Origin of the sequence: Aquabacterium parvum (assembly GCF_001447195.1) — a bacterium.
Taxonomy (GTDB): Bacteria; Pseudomonadota; Gammaproteobacteria; order Burkholderiales; family Burkholderiaceae_C; genus Aquabacterium; species Aquabacterium parvum.
The window spans coordinates 1-16,459 of the sequence record NZ_LFRI01000386.1 but is presented as its reverse complement, the minus strand read 5'-3'; the positions used below and the strand labels follow the sequence as shown (position 1 = coordinate 16,459).

Below are 16,459 nucleotides of genomic sequence, written 5' to 3'. Positions count from 1 at the left end.
TCCTGAGCCCGGGCCCCGCCCGAGGCATGCGCCACTGTGCACGCCGAGCGGGGCCACGGGCTCTGCGACAAACCCGAACTCAGCTGAATGACCGGCATGGGGTTTGTCGCCTTCGCGTCAATAACGCACGGGTGCGGGCGGTGCGACCGTGAAGCTGTAGGCCTGACCGCTGCCGGACATCAGCGCCGAGAGGATGGCCGAGATCATGCAGCCCTTGATCTGCGGGAAGGTGGTCGTGCCCTGGAAGGTCAGGCCCCCATTGCCCAGCGACGAGACCGGGCCGTCGAAGGTCAGCGGGAAGTCCACCGGCTTCTCGGTCTTGCACTCGCCGAACGGGATGCCCAGCACCGAGGTGATGGTGATGTTGGCCTGTGCGTTGCCACGGATCTTCAGCTGGCCCTCGGTGTCGAGGTTGACCGTGCCCGAGGCCGAGCCCACCGGCGTGATCTGCAAACCCACCGAGATGGGCAGGCCGATGATCTTGATGGTCTGCTTGAAGTTGGGCACGTTCAGGGTGCCCGACAGGCGCGGCTGGGTCACGTCGGCTTCGGCCGTGAAGGTCGATTCCTTGGGCAGGTTCACCGTCTGGCCCAGGGTCTTGAGGCCCACGGAGGCGGTCAGCGGCCACTTGTCCAGGCCCACCACGAGGTTGCCACCCGGCGGGTAGGCGGTGGACTTCGGCTCGGCGTTGAGCGTCAGGCAGGTGCCCGAGGTGTACTTGCCGGCAAAGCGGTCGGCCAGCCAGCTCAGCACGTACGGTGCGGCCTGGAACTGCGTGGCGATGTGCTCGCTGGGGTAGGTGTCGAACGTGACGTTGGAGAACTTGCCGCAGTACTTCTTCTTGAGCGCCACGGTCTGGGCCAGCGGGATGAACTCGTCGGCCTTGCCGTGGTACTGGTACAGCGGCACGCTGACCTTGTCGGCGCCCAGGTTCTGGGCCTGCACCACGGCGTTGATCTCGGGCTTGGCGGCCAGCAGCTGGTCAAGCGACTGGTTGCCCACGGTGTACTGCGACAGCTTGTCGTTCTGCAGGTCGAACAGGGCTTCGAACACGCACTGCTGCTTGCCACGAGCGATGGTGGCCTGGCCGTCGGCGTTGGCCAGCGTGCTCAGGGGGATGGCTTCCGGGTACTGCTGGGCCAGGCCCACCACGCCGCCGAGCAGGAAGGAGGCACCGGTGCTGCCATCGAGGTAGCGAGCGGTGGTGGGGAAGTCGGCGGGCACGCCACCAGCGGCCACGGCGGTGAGCTTCACACCGGGCGCGTAGGCAGCTTGGCGCTGGGCGGCCCAGGCCGCACTCTGGCCGCCTTGCGAGTAACCCCAGATGGCGACTTTGGCCGAGCTGGTGATGCCGCTGAGCGGCACTTGCGTGGCGGCGCGCACGATGTCGAGCACGGCGTTGCCTTGCGACGCGCCGGCCAGGTAGGTCGGGGTGGAGCCGTTGGTGTAGCCCTGGTAGTCGGACACCAGCACGGCGTAGCCGGCCTTCAGCGCGGCCGAGATGTTGGCGGCCTCGTAGTCCTTGCCCTGGCTGAGCTGCAGCGAGGGGGCGCAGCGCTGGGCCAGGCCGTGGGTGCCGACGGCGTAGGAGATCACCGGGCGCTCGCCACCACCGGTCCAGGGCGTGGTCGGCACGATGACGGTGCCGGTGACCACGTTGGCCGCGCCGCGCGAGTCGGTGGACTGGTACATCACGTTCCAGGCCTTGTTGTCAGGCGCCCCGTTGCCGAGGTTGACCGAGGTGCCGCGGTAGGAAATCAGGTCGCCATGTTGGCCGGACAGGGCCGCAGGTGCGTCATAAAAGCGCATGTCGGCAGGGCCTTCCACCGGGGCGGCCGAAGCCGTGCCCAAGGCACAGGCCAATGCCGCCAGGGGCAAGGCGCGAAGAACAAAGCGTGGAACAGTTTGCATGTCTCTCTCCAGATTGAGGAATGGGCCCGCAAACCGAACGAGCATCGAACGCTCAACGTTAATCCGCAGGTGGCGCATTCTGTTGAGACGGCGCGGCTCACCACCATGGGGAGAGTGCGCAACACGAACGGGCTAACCCCGCCCCGCTCCAGCGCGCGCGCCCTGGGAAAGCGCCCTTTTTTGCCAGGCAGAACCCGTTTCGCGAAGCGGGAACGAAGGGCGACACACCCCTTGTTCACGGGAGCACGCCCCCCGCAAAGGGCGAAAACCGCGCCACCCCCACGGAGATCCTTGACACAGGCTCGGTGGCTTGGGGTATAAACCCGCCTGTCTCAAACGAACGTTTGAAATGAACGATCGTTCGAATTCCCATCCATGACCGCAGTGGCCACGAGCCGCCTGCCCCGACCACACCGAGGTGACATATGCCGCAGTACAAGGCCCCTTTGCGCGACGTGCGCTTCCTGCTCAACGAAGTCTTCGACTACGAAGGCCACTACAAGGGCCTGCCCGGCGGCGATGAGGCCTCGCCCGACATGGTCGACGCCATCCTCGAAGGCTGCGCAACCTTCTGCGAAGAAGTGCTGGCGCCCCTGAACCTGCCGGGCGACCTGGAAGGCTGCACCATCCAGGACGGCGAAGTCACCACGCCCAAGGGCTTCAAGGAAGCCTATGCGGAGTACGTGGCCGGTGGCTGGCAAGGCCTGTCGCACCCCAAGGAGTACGGCGGCCAGGAACTGCCCATGTCGCTGAACCTGCTCAAGGCCGAGATGATGGGCACGGCCAACTGGTCGTTCACCATGTACCCCGGCCTGTCGCTGGGCTGCATGAACACCGTCTTCCAGTTCGGCTCCACCGAGCAGAAGAACACCTACATGCCCCCCCTGGTCAGCGGCGAGTGGACCGGCACCATGTGCCTGACCGAACCCCAGTGCGGCACCGACCTGGGCCAGGTCAAGACCAAGGCCGAACCGGCTGGCGACGGCACCTACAAGCTCACCGGCACCAAGATCTTCATCTCGTCCGGTGAACACGACCTGGCCGAGAACATCATCCACATCGTGCTGGCCCGCCTGCCGGACGCCCCCAAGGGCACCCGCGGCATCTCGCTGTTCATCGTGCCCAAGTTCCTGGTGAACAAGGACGGCAGCCTGGGTGCGCGCAACACCGTGCGCGCCGGCGCGCTCGAGCACAAGATGGGCATCCGCGCCTCGGCCACCTGCGTCATGAACTTCGACGAGGCCACCGCCTACATGATCGCCGAGCCCAACAAGGGCCTGGAAGCCATGTTCACGTTCATGAACACCGCCCGCATCGGCACCGCCGTGCAAGGCCTGGCCCACGCCGAGCTGTCCTACCAGGGCGCCCTGCCCTATGCCAAGGAGCGTCGCTCCATGCGCGCCGTCTCCGGCAAGAAGGACGCCGAACATCCCAACGACGCCCTGATCTGGCACGCCGACGTGCGCCGCATGCTGCTGACGCAAAAGGCCGTTGCCGAAGGCGCCCGCGCCATGATCTACCACGCCGCCAAGCTGGCCGACCACATGGTCGCCGGTGTGGCCGAGGGCAACAAGGCCAAGTACGAAGAGTACGACGACCGCCTGGGCTTCTACACCCCGATCCTCAAGGGCTTCATCACCGAGCTGGGCCTGGAGTGCGCCAACATCGGCATGCAGGTCTTCGGTGGCCACGGCTACATCAAGGAGCACGGCATGGAGCAGATCGCCCGTGACGCGCGCATCTCGACCCTGTACGAAGGCACCACCGGCATCCAGGCGCTCGACCTGCTGGGCCGCAAGACCCTGCTGCAATCGCGTGGCAAGTGCATCTTCAGCTTCACCAACGAGATGATCGCCCAGGCCAAGCCGCACCTGCTGGACGGCGGCCCGGTTGGCAAGATGGCCCGCGCCTGCTTCAAGCGCGCCCTGCAATGGAAGTGGCTGACGCTGCAGATCATGCTGCGCGCCAACAAGGACCGCGACGTGGTTTCGGCCGCCTGCAACGACTTCCTGATGTACTCGGGCTACGTGATGATGGGCCACTTCTGGCTCAAGCAGGCGATTGCCGCCAACGAGAAGCTGGCCAAGGGCGGCAAGGACTCCAAGGAGTTCTACACCGCCAAGCTGCAGACCGCCGAGTTCTACTTCGAGCGCCTGCTGCCCCGCGCCGACGGCCACAAGAAGACCATGCTGTCGTCGACCAGCTCGGTCATGCAGATGAACAACGAGCACTTCAGCTTCAACTGATCCAGCTCGCTGTCCACCTGTTCAACGCCCCCGCCTCACGCGGGGGCGTTTTGCTTTGAGGACCGCGCTCACAGGCTGCGCTTGTGGATGCGCCCATCCTTGACGATGAGCAGCAGGTTCTTGTCCGGATCGGCCAGCAGGCCCAGGTTGTTCAGCGGATCGCCATCGACAAGCAGCAGGTCGGCCAGGGCCCCCTCTTTGACCACACCGAGCTGCCCCGGGTACGGCGAGCGTGCGCCGGAAAGCGCCAGCAGTGCCGCGTTGTCGGCCGTGGCCATGCGCAGCACCTGCGCCGGCGTGAACCAGCGTTGCATCATCACCAGCTTGGCGGCCTGCTGGCGGGCGTTCGTCGCGCTGAACAGCAGGTCGGTGCCCCAGGCCAGCTTCACCTTGTGCTTTTTCGCCAGCGCGTAGGCCTTGTCGGTGCCCCCGTACATCTCCAGTTGCTTGATGCGGTTGGGGCGAGTGGCCGTCATCGACAAAGGGCTGCAGGCTCCACCAGATGCCTTGGTCGGCCATCAGTTTGACGGTGGACTCGTCGAGCAACTGGCCATGATCGATGCACTTCACGCCGGCCTCGATGGCCTGGCGCACGGCACGCGGCGTGTAGGCGTGCACCGTCACGTAGGTGCCCCAGTTCTCGGCCGCCTCGACCGCGGCGCGCAGCTCGGCCACGGTGTACTGGGTGACGTCGAGCGGGTCGTAGTGGGACGACACGCCCCCGCCGGCCATCAGCTTGATCTGCGAAGCGCCCAGGGCCAGTTGCTCGCGGGTGCGCTGGCGCACCATGTCCGGGTTGTCGGCAATCGCCGCCGCGCCCACGCGCTCGGTGTAGGAGTGATCGCCGGGGCGGGCGATCAGCTCGTTGGGCAGGCGAAATCACCGTGCCCGCCGGTCTGCGAGATGAAGGCGCCCGATGGCCAGATGCGCGGCCCCGGGGTGATGCCCGCGTCGATGGCCGCCTTCAGGCCGAACACCGGCCCGCCCAGGTCGCGCACGCTGGTGAAGCCGCGCATGAGCATGTCCTGCGCGGCCCGCGCCGCCGCGATCTGCACGAAGCCGAAGTCCCCCAGCAGCGCCACCTGCTGCGAAACGGTGGCGAACATCAGGTGGGTGTGGGCGTCGATGAGGCCCGGCATCAAGGTGCGCCCGCCGCCGTCGATGCGGGTGAGCGCGACATCGGCCGGTGGCGCGATCGGCGAGGTGGAGATGGTGCGCACCCGGTTGCCGACCACCAGCACATGGCTGGGTGGCGACAGGCGCTCGTCGGTGCCGTTGAAGACCCGCACGTTGTCGATCAGCAGGCCGGTGGCCGGCGCGGTGACTGGGGGGGCCGCGGGCGCCGGGCCGTCGGCCATCGCCGGGCAAACCACGGCCAGCGCCAAGGCACCCAAGCCATGCCTCACGCGCGTCAACATCGCTCGACTGTTCATCGTGTGTGTCCCTCTTGAAGAGGAAGGACGGGGCGGAACTGCCCCGCCAGGGCCGAGTCTGCCCAGGCGGGCCCTGGCGCGCAAGGCGCCAGCTCATCTGACACCAGGGAAATCTCGATGGGGCGCATCAGCGACAAAGCGTCGCGCGCGAACGCACCCGACCCAGGGATGGCCGAAATACCGTCCCGCCATCAAAATGACACGGTAGGTTTTCAGATAGATTCTCGTCTTTTCTTTCGGAAACGTGTCATGACGAACGTCAAACCCTGGTTGCAGCAGTACGGTCAAGGCGTCCCGGCCGAGGTCAACCCCGACGCCTACCCCTCGCTGGTCGAATTGCTCGAAGAAGCCTTCCGCACCCACGCCAAGGCCGACTCGATGGCCTACCTGGGTTCGCGCTGGACGTTCGCCGACGTGGACCGCCAGTCGCTGCAGCTGGCCGCCTGGCTGCAAGCACAGAAGCTGCCCAAAGGCAGCCGCGTCGCGGTGATGATGCCCAACGTGCCGCACTACGCCGTGGCCATCGCCGGCGTGCTGCGCGCCGGCCACGTGGTGGTCAACGTCAACCCGATGTACACCCCGCGCGAGCTCGAGCACCAGCTGGTCGATTCGGGCGCCGAGGTCATCATCGTGCTGGAGTACTTCGGCCCCACCGTTCAGGAAGTGATTGAGCGCACGCCGGTCAAGCACATCCTGCTGGCTTCGCTGGGCGATGTGTTCGGCGCCATCAAGGGCCCCTGGGTCACCTACAAGTCGCGCAACGTCGACAAGCACGTCATCGACTTCAAGCTGCCCGACAACGGCCGCTGCCGCGTCACGCCGTTCAAGGCCGCGCTCAAGCAGGGCAAGTCCCTGCCCTTCCAGCGCCCTGCACTGAACGGCAGCGACGTCTCCTTCTTGCAGTACACCGGCGGCACCACCGGAGTGTCGAAGGGCGCCACGCTCACGCACCGCAACCTGGTGGCCAACATCCTGCAATGCGAGGCCTGGTTCAAGCCTGAGCTCTCGAAAGTCGAGGGCCAGCTGGTCAACGTGGTGGCCTTGCCGCTCTACCACGTGTTCGCCTTGACGGTGTGCTTCTTCCTGAGCGCGCGCATGGGCACGCTCAACGTCATGATCGACAACGCCCGCAACATCGGCAAGCTGATCGAGACGCTCAAGAAGTTCCAGATCACGCAGTTCCCGGCGGTCAACACGCTCTACAACGCGCTGGTGGAAGAGCCCGATTTCGAGCAGCTCGACTTCTCGCGCCTGAAGGTTTGCAACGGCGGCGGCATGGCCGTGCAGCAGTCGACGGCCGAGGCCTGGCAGCGCATCACCGGTGTGCCCATCGTCGAAGGCTATGGCCTGTCCGAGACCTCGCCCGTGGTGACGGTCAACCGCCTGGACAACCGCAGCTACAACGGCGCCATCGGCTACCCGCTGCCCTCCACCGAAATCGCCCTGCTCGACGACAACGGCCAGCCCGTGGCCCAAGGCGAGCCTGGCGAGATCGCGGTGCGCGGCCCGCAGGTGATGGCCGGTTACTGGCAGCGCCCCGAAGAGACCGCCAAGGTCATGACGGCCGACGGCTTCTTCCGCACCGGCGACGTGGGCGTGATGTCGGCCGACGGCCTGTTCAAGATCGTCGACCGCAAGAAGGACATGATCCTGGTCTCGGGCTTCAACGTGTACCCCAACGAGATCGAGCAAGTGGTGAGCCTGCACCCGGGTGTGACCGAGTGCTGCGCCATCGGCGTGCCGGACGAGAAGTCGGGCGAGGCGGTCAAGCTGTTCGTGGTGAGCAAGGACTACAGCTTGTCCGAGGCCGACATCGCCGAGTACTGCAAGGAGCAGCTCACGGGTTACAAGCGGCCAAAGCACATCGAGTTCCGCGAGGACCTGCCGATGAGCAACGTGGGCAAGATCCTGCGCAAGGACCTGCGCGACGAGGAGCTGGCGCGGCTGGCGGCTCAGGCGCGCAAGAAGGCGGCTTGATGGGTTGATCGGCCTCATGTCAGCCTGACGTCGAGCCGGTTGAGAAGCCATCCTTCGGGGTGGCTTTTTTGTTGGTGCGGTGCTGGGGTTGGTGGGTGGGGTGATTTGCCACGGTTGAGCAACGGGCTGGGGGCCAGGGGGGCCTGCTCCGGGACCACGCTCGCGGGGCACCACCGCGCGGCGCCACCTTCACCCCTTCAACACCGACCAAGCGGTTGCCGAGCCATGACACCGCGAATGGGCCCTGCGCAGGCCCCCCCCTGGCCCCCAGCCCGCGACACAACGTGGCATGCGGAAAGGAAGAAGGGCGACGCTTTGCGTCGCCCTTCTTCCACCACCCACGCCGTGCGCGGTGGTTCGGGTTCGGTGGGTGAGGGGCGTTTGAGCCGGCCCGACATGTGCGGTGTCATGGCTCGGCAACCGCTTGGTCGGTGTTCAAGGGGTGAACGAGGTCAAGCTCGGTGGTGCCCCGCGCAGGGCCGGCTCACACGCCCCTCACCCACCGGACCACGCACAAACCGCCGCACAAAACTCAACAACCCCAATGCTGCTTCATGAACGCAGCCTGCCGCTCAAGCGCCTTCGTCGCACTGGGCATCAAACCAGCGTGGATCTGGAACACATGCCAGCGTCCCTTGTAGACCTCCAGCTCCACGTGCCGATCAAAGCGCTTGGCCGCGTGCAGCAGCCACACCGAGTCGTCGTGCAGCACCTCGATCTCGCCGACCTGCACCAGCGTTGGCGGCAGCGTGCTCAGGTCCTGGCGCTTGGGAAAGGCCAGCGTGTGGTCGTGACGCGGGCGGTACCAGGCAAAGCCCTGCATGCCCCACTCGATGTTGATCATCGGGTCGAGCTTCTTGTAGCGCTTGACGCTGTCGCTGTTGAGCTTGGCATCAAAAGCGGGTGACATCATCACCAGGCACTTGGGCGTGGGCAGGCCTTCGAGTTCCAGCGCCTTGAAGACCAGCAAGGTCAGCGTGCCACCGGCCGAGTCACCGCCCACGGCGATGTTCTCGGGCTTGTAGCCGCGCTTGAGCAGGTCCTTGAAGCCCTCGACCGAATCTTCGATCTGCGCAGGGAAGGGGTGCTCTGGCACGCGCCGGTAGTGGATGGCCAGCACCTCGCAGTTGGCCAGGCGGCTCAGGCGCGAGGTGATGCTGCGGTGGCTGCGCGGGCTGCCGGCACAGAAGGCACCACCGTGCAGGTACAGCATGGCGTGCTTCGGCTGAGGCGTGGCCTTGGGCGTGATGCGCTCGGCCGTCATGTTGCCCACCTTCACGTGCTCGACCTTCACGCCACCGCCAGGCGGCATCGACACCGACAGCGTGTGCAGCACGGCGCGCTGCAGGCCCACCGGCATCGGCGGCTTGATGACCGGCTTGAACAGGAAGCGCAGGCTGGCGCGCATCAGCGACGAGACGATGCTTTCCTGCAGGCCGGGGACCGGCTCATAGGTGCGCTGAATCGGCGCGGTCGAAGGCGAAGAAGTGGGTGCGTTGTTCATGACGGCAGACATGGGCAGTCCTGGCGGTGCGGTGGCGAGCGCTCGCGGGCAAGTCGCCCGCTCAGCCCTTCAGGTCACGCTTGGCGAACAGCGTGGTCAGCGGTTGATACCACGAGCCCAGCACGCGCACCAGTTTGTCGAGGAACTTGGCGTCCAGCCCGACCAGCACGCGGCGCTGGTTGCCCTCCACGGCGCGCAGGATCTGCAGCGCGGCGCTCTCGGCGGTGGTGGTGTTGAGCAGCTTGTCGAAGTTGGCGCGGGCCTGCTCGGTCTTGCCACCTGTGGCTCGGTCCATGCTCTCGTCCATCTTGGCCGTGCGAGCGATGTTGGTTCGGATGCCGCCCGGGTGCACGCAGGTGGCGCTCACGCCGCAAGCGGCCATGTCGAGCTCCTGGCGCAGCGCCTCGGTGTAGCCGCGCACCGCGAACTTGCTGGCGTTGTAGGTCCCGTTGGTGGGGATGGACAGCAAGCCGAACAGGCTCGAGGTGTTGATGATGTGACCATCCCCCGAGCGCTTGAGGTGCGGCAGGAAGGCCTGCGTGCCCCACACCACGCCCCAGAAGTTGATGCCCATGATCCACTCGAAGTCTTCCGCCTTGACGGTTTCGAGGAAGGCCCCCAACGCCACGCCGGCGTTGTTGAAAATCAGGTTGACCTTGCCGTGGTCGCGCGCGGCCTGATCGGCCCAGGCGTACACCTCGTCGCGGTTGGCCACGTTGACCTTGGTGGTCGTGACCTTGACACCGAACTTGCCAGCCAGGGCGGCTGTCTCGGCCAGGCCCTTTTCATTCACGTCGCTCAAAGCGAGGTGGCAACCGCGGCGAGCCAGTTCGAGGGCCAGGGTGCGGCCCATGCCGGATGCGGCGCCAGTGATGGCTGCGACCTTGTTCTTGAAGTCTTTCATCGTGCCCTCGGGTGGCCCCAAAAAAACGGCCCCATCGGGACCGCCTGGTTGTCGGATCGGTCGTGGCTGACGCCTGATCGCCCTCGGCAGACGCACTCTGGCGCTTTTCCGCCTTGGCGCGCCCCCTGGACTGGGGCACCATGAAAGCCACTTCCCAGCGAAAATGTCGCCTCGGATGCCCTTTTTGTCGCGCAAGCACGCATCGATGAGAAAATCCGAGGTGCTGCCCCGACCCGACCCGTGGCGCCTGAACCTGGCGCAGGCCGGTTCGGGTCACGGTTCGCATCGACGCATTTTGACAATCGTCAATTTCAGAATGGTATTTGACAATGTCCGTTTCCAGACAAAGGGTTAACCCCGAATCCCCCTCCACCCCGGGGGCCACGGGCCGCCGCTATGGCGGGGTTGATTCGCAGGAGCGCCAGCGCCAACGACGCGCCCGCCTGATCGAAGCGGGCCTGGCCGTTTTCGGGGAACGCGGCTACCACCAGGCCACGGTGCGCGACGTCTGCCGCCAGGCCCAGCTCACCTCGCGTTATTTCTACGAGTCCTTCGGCAGCATGGAGGACCTCTTTCGCTCCGTCTACACCGACGTCAACCGCAACCTGATGCAGGCCACGATCCTGTCGCTGGCGGCCTGCCAGCCCGAGCCCGAAAAGCTCGCCGAGGCCGCGCTGCGCACCTTCCTGGAGTACATCCGCGACGATCCGCACCGCGCGCGCGTGGCCCTGATCGACGCCGTCAACGCGGGCGAAGGCATGAACATGCTGGCCGAGCAGGCCTCCAAGGACTTCGCCCACCTGATCGCCGGGTTCATGCAGCAGATGTTCCCGCGCCTGTCCGAGCTGGGCCTGGACGCCCTGATCCTGTCCAACGGCCTGGTGGGCGCCAATACCCGCATCGCCACGCAGTGGGTGGCCGATCGCTGCAGCACCCCGCTGGAAGACGTGCTGCGCAACCTGCTGAGCCTGTTCAAAGCCAGCATCGCCTACGCCCGCGTGCAGCTCGAAGAGCTGGACCAGGCACAGCTCAAGGCACGCAAGAGCGCCTGAGCGCCGCGCCCGGGTTCACCGGGCAGGCATCAGAGGAAAAGGCCTTCGAGCAGCGCCACCAGCCATTGCAGTGGGTTGACCGACAACACGCGCTTGTGGTCGCCCACCTGGTCTTGCTCCTGCACGCGCAGGACGGGCTTGGACTCGTCGATCAGGTTCTCGTAGAAGGTGGCCACGCTCATGATGTTGGCCTCTTCGATGCCGGTGCCGGTGAAGTCCAGCAGCGCCAGCGTGTGGGCCTTCAGGAAGGGGCGCCAGGTCGGGAAGTAGTAGCCGGAGGTTGCCGGGTTCTTGTCGAGCTGGGCTCGCCAGTTGGCCATGTCCTTGCGCCACAGCACGTTGATGGCCTGGTCCTTGGCCTTGCCGCTCAGCGCCGCGATCTCCGGGTAGAAGCTCGTGTAGGAGAAGGCCGAGAAGATGCCGTCCTCCTGGAACGCCATGTAGCCGAAGCGGTCCTTGGGGAAGACCTTGGGCAGGCCGGTGTTGAGCGTCGACAGGTCGGATACGTCGCCTGCCTCGGGGTACATCGCGATCAGCTCGGAGGCCACGCCGTCCGGGCGGTCGACGCCCCACAGGCTGCGCACCTTGTTCTGCAAAGGCAGCGAGGGGTACTGGGCCGAGGTGCCGTTCTGAGGCGCAGGGAACAGGGGCCCGGAATCGGCACCCAGGGCCGACTTCTTGGGCTTGAGCGCCAGGCGCAGCACGCCGTAGTTGGCCGTCGCGCCCACGCCGCCGGCCGAGGAGCCAGACACCAGCAGGTGCTCAGGCTGAGGCATGTTGGCGGCCATCCAGTCGCCCAAGGCCTTGGCGTTCTTGTAACCCCGGTGGTGGTAGACGGTGGGCTTGGCCGGGTCGGCGTCGCTGTACGTCTGCACGGCGGCACCGGTGTGCACGTCGCCCGTGCAGTAAGGCACGTAGACGATGTTCCAGCTCTGGGTGTAGACCTTGCCGAGCAGCGCGGTGCGCGTGATCAGCGGCGTGGCCATGCCGAACACGGCGGCATTGACCTGGCTGAGGTAGTTCTCCGGCACGCCATTCGGGTTGGAGGCCACCTCGGTGAGCTTGCCTTTGCCCAGGCAGCCGTTCTGGTTCCAGCAGGCACCACCGCCTTCGAAATACACCAGCGTCTTGGTCGTCATCGGCGTGCGGTTGACGAAAACCCGCGCAGGCGTGCCGTTGCCGCAGGACGCGCCCGACGACACCGGCAAGGTCACCGGGGTCCACTTGTAGTACTCGACAGCAGCCTGGGCCAGTGCGGGCAAGCCCATGGCGAAGGTGGCCAGCAAGGCGGTGCGGAAAAAGCTTTGACGCATGAACGCGGCTCCATGTTCTGGTTTGCGCGCCATCGTGCCTGCGCGCCCACCATTGGATGAATCGCGTTAACCCGGTGAGCACCCCTGCGCCCCTCCACATGCATGGCGGGAAGATCCCGGGGGTCGATCGCGTCGCGTCACGGGTTGAGCGGCGGCCCCCCGGGCCGCGCTCGCTTCGCGGCGCCCGGGCGCACGGCCTTGCCTGCCCCCTGCGCGCCAGCAGGGCGAGCCGCCCGGGTCAGCACCGCCACGCAAGGGTGCTGCACGCGTCGCGCCACGGCGATGGCGTGGTACTGCTCGCGCACCCCCCCGGCCAGCCCGACCCATTGCACCCCGAGGCGACTGGCGAGCTCGCCCGCCATGGCACTGGGGGCCACGAAATAGCCTTCAGCGTTGCGGCCGAACTCGTGCGTCAGCGCCGCGTCATCGAGCTCGGCCACCACGCGTGGGTGGACCCCCTGTGTGTCGAACCAGGCACGCAGCTGGTGCCCCATCACCGCGTCTTCACCTGGCATCAGCATGGGCGCGCCGTCCAGGCAATCTGGAAAGGGCCGAACCTGGGTGGCCAGCAAGGCCGGCGCGGCAAAAAAGCCCACTGGCTCGTCACCCACCGGGTGGCTTTGGGCGCGCACCCCGGCCGAGCGCGGCAGCGGCGCATCGGCGATGACCAGGTCGAGCTCATGCAAGGCGAGCTGCGCCAGCAGGCGGTCGAGCCGCCACTCGCGGCAGACCAGGTGCACGTGCTCACCCATGCGCAGCACCGGCGCCAACAACTTGAAGGCCACCGATTTGGGCACGGCGTCGGCCACCCCCACGCGGAACTCGATGCGCTGCTGCGCCTGGGCTTTGTTGCGGGCACTGGCCTGCAGCTCGGTGCCCAGCGTGAAGATCTCGCGGGCATAGCCCTGCACCATGCGCCCTTTGTCGGTGAGCGCCAGGCGCCGGCCATGGCGGTTGAACAAACCACCGCCCAACTGGTCTCCGAGCTGCTGCAGTTGCTCGCTGATGGTTTGCGGACTGATGTGCAGCTGTTCGCTGGCGCGCGCGATGCTGCCGGTGTCGGCCACCTGCAGGAAGTAGCGCAGGTGCTTGAAGTTCAGGCTTGCCATTCGCAACCTCAGCCGAATATTTGTAGCGGTATATTCGACTTTACCTGATCGACTCCAGCGCCTAAGCTGCGGGGATGCTGACCCAAGTTCACCCTGCTCCCCGCCGCCGCCCCAACCGCATCCGCGTGGGACTGCTCGGTCACGGCCGCGCCGGACAGGCCGTGGCCCAGGCCCTGCTGGCAGATGAGCAGATCGACCTGCGCTGGGTGGCACGGCGTCGGTTGCCGCAGGGCAGCCCCACCGTGCTGCCAGGCACCGAGGTGCCCGTCATCGCCACGGGTGGCGAGCCGCTGGATGCCCTGATCGCACAACGCCCCATCGACGCACTGGTCGATTTTTCATCGGCTGAGTCGGCGCAGCTCTACCTTGGCGCCGTGCGCCGGCATCGCCTGATGCTGGTCAGCGCCGTTTCCAGTTACACGCCCGAGCAACTGGCGGCGATCCGCTCGCTGGCCGACGCCTGCCGCATCATGTGCTCGCCCAACATCACCGTGGGCATCAACTTCCTGATCGTGGCGGCGCGCTTGCTGCGCACCATCGCGCCCCAGGCCGACATCGAGATCATCGAGCAGCATTTCCGTGACAAACCCGAGGTCTCGGGCACCGCGCGGCGCATGGCCAGCACGCTCGACCTCGACGAGGCGCGCATCACCTCGCTGCGGTTGGGCGGCATCGTCGGGCACCACGAGGTGGTGTTCGGCTTTCCGCACCAAACGGTGCGCCTGACGCACGACTCCATCCGCCGCGAGGCCTTCGGCACGGGCGCAGCCTTCGCGCTGCGCGAGCTGCACCAGCGCGGCCCCGGCTTCTACACGATGGAAGAGCTGATCGCCACGGTGATGCGAGAACAGTTGCAGGCGGCTTGACGCCGGCCTGACCGCGCCCCTCGCCATCGAACACGCCCCCGCCCCCTCCACAGAAAGACCGCCACTTGCCCCACCCGAGCCAGATCGAACTCATCGGTGCAGCGCTGTTCGCGCTGGCCATCGCCCACACCTTTGCCACCGGCTTTTTCGAGCGCCTGGCCCACAGCCGACCGCGTCACGCAGGCGTGTGGCACCTGCTGGCCGAGGTCGAGGTGGTGTTCGGCTTCTGGGCCATCGTGCTGGTGGGCTTCATGTTCGCGTTCGGCGGCCACGAGGCGGCCGTGGGCTACGTGGACTCGCGCAACTTCACCGAACCGTTGTTCGTCTTCGCCATCATGGTGATCGCGGCGACGCGCGCGGTGCTGCAGGCCGCCAAGGGCCTGATCGGCTTCGTGGCCAGGCTGTTGCCACTGCCCGGTGAAATGGGCTTTTACCTCACGGTGATGCTGCTGGTGCCGCTGTTGGGCTCCTTCATCACCGAGCCGGCTGCGATGACGCTGGCCGCCTTGATCCTGGGTGAGCGGGTGCTGTCACAACGCGTGTCCCAACGGCTGAAATACGCCACGCTGGGCGTGCTGTTCGTCAACATCTCCATCGGGGGCACGCTCACGCCGTATGCCGCTCCGCCTGTGCTGATGGTGGCCGGGGCATGGGGATGGGACCTGCCCTTCATGCTGCAGAACTTCGGCTGGAAGGCGGCGATCGCGGTGGCGGTGAACGCCGTGGGCGTGACGCTGCTGTTCCGCAAGGAACTGATCGACTTGCGCCCCCCTGCCCGCTCGGTGAACGAAGCCCCTGTGCCCTGGGCGCTGACCGCCGTTCACTTGCTGCTGCTGGCAGGCGTGGTCGCTTTTGCGCACCACCCGGCCATGTTCATGGGCCTGTTCCTGCTGTTCATGGGCGTGGCCACAGCCTACCCGCAGCACCAGGGGCGGCTCATCTTGCGTGAAGGCCTGCTTGTCGCCTTCTTCCTGGCCGGGCTGGTGGTGCTGGGCGGGCAGCAGCGCTGGTGGCTCGAGCCCGTGCTGATGGGCATGAGCAGCGACGCGGTGTTCTATGGCGCCACCGCGCTGACGGCGTTCACCGACAACGCGGCCTTGACCTACCTGGGCTCGCTGGTGCCCGGCCTGTCCGATGAGTTCAAGCTCGCCCTGGTGGCCGGGGCCGTCACTGGCGGCGGCCTGACCATCATCGCCAACGCGCCGAACCCGGCGGGCATCGCCATCCTCAAACGCCACTACGAGGGGGAATCGGTGTCGGCACTGGGGCTGGCCACCGCCGCCCTGTTGCCGACCTGTGTGGCGGCGGCGGCTTTCAGGCTGCTTTGAACGCCGCGCCTCAGGGCCGCTGTGGCGCGCTTGCCACCAACGCATCCAGCACCCGGCGGATCTGCTCGCCTGGCTGCGCTGCCCTTCGCACCATGAGCCCCTGAAAAAGAGACAAAAACAGTTCAGCCAAATCTTCATCTGGCATGGGTGACTGTTTTCCGGCATGAGCGAACAAGCTGCTCACAAACTGCCCAAGGGTGCCCCGCATTTCTGCGGAAAGGGTTTCATAGCGCTCCAGAAAATGCGGCGTGCGGGAGGCATGCAACTGCATTTCCACGTCGAGGATCGCGCAATCCCGATTTGCACCCAAACCATCGATGTAGGCATTCAGTATCTGAGACAACGCGGCGAGGTCCGGGGTTTTCAGTATCTCTCGCAGCATCTCGGCGTCACGCGTCTTCTCGATGCGCAACACCTCCAGGAACGCATCTTCTTTGGTCTCGAAGTTCGAAAAGAAGGCCCCTTTGGTAAACCCGGCGCGATCGGCGATATCTGCGACGCTGGTGCCGTCATAGCCTTTTTCGGCGACGCAGGCGCGCGCCGCTTCCAGTAAGAGCGAGCGCGTGCGTTCTTTGCTTTCAAACCTGGTCAGTCTTTTCACTTAACGACAAGCCACCATTTGTTCTGAAACTCTAACATCCCGCGATTTTTGCATTGCGCAATAACGCGTGAGGCGGGCACCCCGAGTTCGACACCAAATGCTGTAAGTGGTTGATTTGACTAGGTTGACCTAGTCAGCGTGCCACTACAGGAGGGATAACTGGAGTTCGTTGCTGAGCTTTTTGACCTTCAAGGCGGCCATGGTGGCGGCCTGAT

The 16,459-nt window shown here is 66.0% G+C and carries 13 protein-coding genes and 1 pseudogene; 5 read left to right on the top strand and 9 right to left on the bottom strand.

The genetic code is table 11. The features are described from left to right. Positions 1-117: 117 nt before the first annotated feature. Complete coding sequence (locus ABG80_RS14170) at positions 118-1,911, bottom strand: lipase family protein (RefSeq protein WP_058088291.1); 1,794 nt, start codon at positions 1,909-1,911, stop codon at positions 118-120. A 425-nt stretch (positions 1,912-2,336) separates the two neighbouring features. Between ABG80_RS14170 and ABG80_RS14165 the strand changes: the two genes are divergently transcribed. Continuing rightward, entirely contained in the window at positions 2,337-4,157 is a 1,821-nt protein-coding gene (locus ABG80_RS14165) for an acyl-CoA dehydrogenase C-terminal domain-containing protein (RefSeq protein WP_058088290.1), read from the top strand. A 68-nt stretch (positions 4,158-4,225) separates the two neighbouring features. Here the strand turns inward: ABG80_RS14165 and ABG80_RS23845 are convergent, their stop codons facing one another. From ABG80_RS23845 to ABG80_RS23840, 3 genes and pseudogenes are all read right to left on the bottom strand, one after another. Next, positions 4,226-4,633 carry an amidohydrolase family protein gene (locus tag ABG80_RS23845; RefSeq protein ID WP_268760983.1) on the bottom strand — a complete coding sequence of 136 codons (408 nt, stop codon included), beginning with the start codon at positions 4,631-4,633 and terminating at the stop codon, positions 4,226-4,228. 76 nt (positions 4,634-4,709) lie between these two features. Then, a pseudogene (locus ABG80_RS24085) lies at positions 4,710-4,946 on the bottom strand (amidohydrolase family protein); the annotation flags it as partial. Positions 4,947-5,014: 68 nt separating this feature from the next. Next, positions 5,015-5,590 (bottom strand): amidohydrolase family protein, encoded by a 576-nt coding sequence (locus tag ABG80_RS23840; RefSeq protein WP_200964321.1) that lies wholly within the window; start codon positions 5,588-5,590, stop codon positions 5,015-5,017. A 249-nt stretch (positions 5,591-5,839) separates the two neighbouring features. Here ABG80_RS23840 and ABG80_RS14155 point away from each other — a divergent pair, with 249 nt between their 5' ends. Then, a complete protein-coding gene (locus ABG80_RS14155; protein WP_058088289.1) occupies positions 5,840-7,567 on the top strand; it encodes an AMP-binding protein in 1,728 nt (575 codons plus the stop codon). Between the two features lie 532 nt (positions 7,568-8,099). Here the strand turns inward: ABG80_RS14155 and ABG80_RS14150 are convergent. Further along, positions 8,100-9,083: an alpha/beta hydrolase gene (locus ABG80_RS14150; protein ID WP_058088288.1), complete on the bottom strand. Its 984-nt coding sequence runs from the start codon at positions 9,081-9,083 to the stop codon at positions 8,100-8,102. 49 nt (positions 9,084-9,132) lie between these two features. Then, a complete protein-coding gene (locus ABG80_RS14145) occupies positions 9,133-9,975 on the bottom strand; it encodes an SDR family NAD(P)-dependent oxidoreductase (protein WP_058088287.1) in 843 nt (280 codons plus the stop codon). Between the two features lie 329 nt (positions 9,976-10,304). Between ABG80_RS14145 and ABG80_RS14140 the strand changes: the two genes are divergently transcribed. Next, complete coding sequence (locus ABG80_RS14140) at positions 10,305-11,027, top strand: TetR/AcrR family transcriptional regulator (RefSeq protein WP_058088286.1); 723 nt, start codon at positions 10,305-10,307, stop codon at positions 11,025-11,027. Between the two features lie 29 nt (positions 11,028-11,056). Here ABG80_RS14140 and ABG80_RS14135 read toward each other — a convergent pair whose 3' ends face one another. Further along, positions 11,057-12,340, bottom strand: a complete 1,284-nt coding sequence (locus tag ABG80_RS14135; protein ID WP_160322551.1) for a pectin acetylesterase-family hydrolase — start codon at positions 12,338-12,340, stop codon at positions 11,057-11,059. A gap of 137 nt (positions 12,341-12,477) precedes the next feature. Further along, positions 12,478-13,449 carry a transcriptional activator NhaR gene (gene nhaR / locus ABG80_RS14130; protein ID WP_235513867.1) on the bottom strand — a complete coding sequence of 324 codons (972 nt, stop codon included), beginning with the start codon at positions 13,447-13,449 and terminating at the stop codon, positions 12,478-12,480. Positions 13,450-13,523: 74 nt separating this feature from the next. Between nhaR and ABG80_RS14125 the strand changes: the two genes are divergently transcribed. Continuing rightward, the gene (locus ABG80_RS14125; protein ID WP_083506119.1) at positions 13,524-14,315 is read left to right on the top strand and encodes a 4-hydroxy-tetrahydrodipicolinate reductase; all 792 of its coding nucleotides are present in this window, start codon (positions 13,524-13,526) and stop codon (positions 14,313-14,315) included. A 65-nt stretch (positions 14,316-14,380) separates the two neighbouring features. Further along, entirely contained in the window at positions 14,381-15,643 is a 1,263-nt protein-coding gene (locus ABG80_RS14120; RefSeq protein ID WP_058088284.1) for a putative Na+/H+ antiporter, read from the top strand. A gap of 10 nt (positions 15,644-15,653) precedes the next feature. Here ABG80_RS14120 and ABG80_RS14115 read toward each other — a convergent pair whose 3' ends face one another. Continuing rightward, complete coding sequence (locus ABG80_RS14115; protein WP_058088283.1) at positions 15,654-16,244, bottom strand: TetR/AcrR family transcriptional regulator; 591 nt, start codon at positions 16,242-16,244, stop codon at positions 15,654-15,656. Positions 16,245-16,459: the final 215 nt, after the last annotated feature.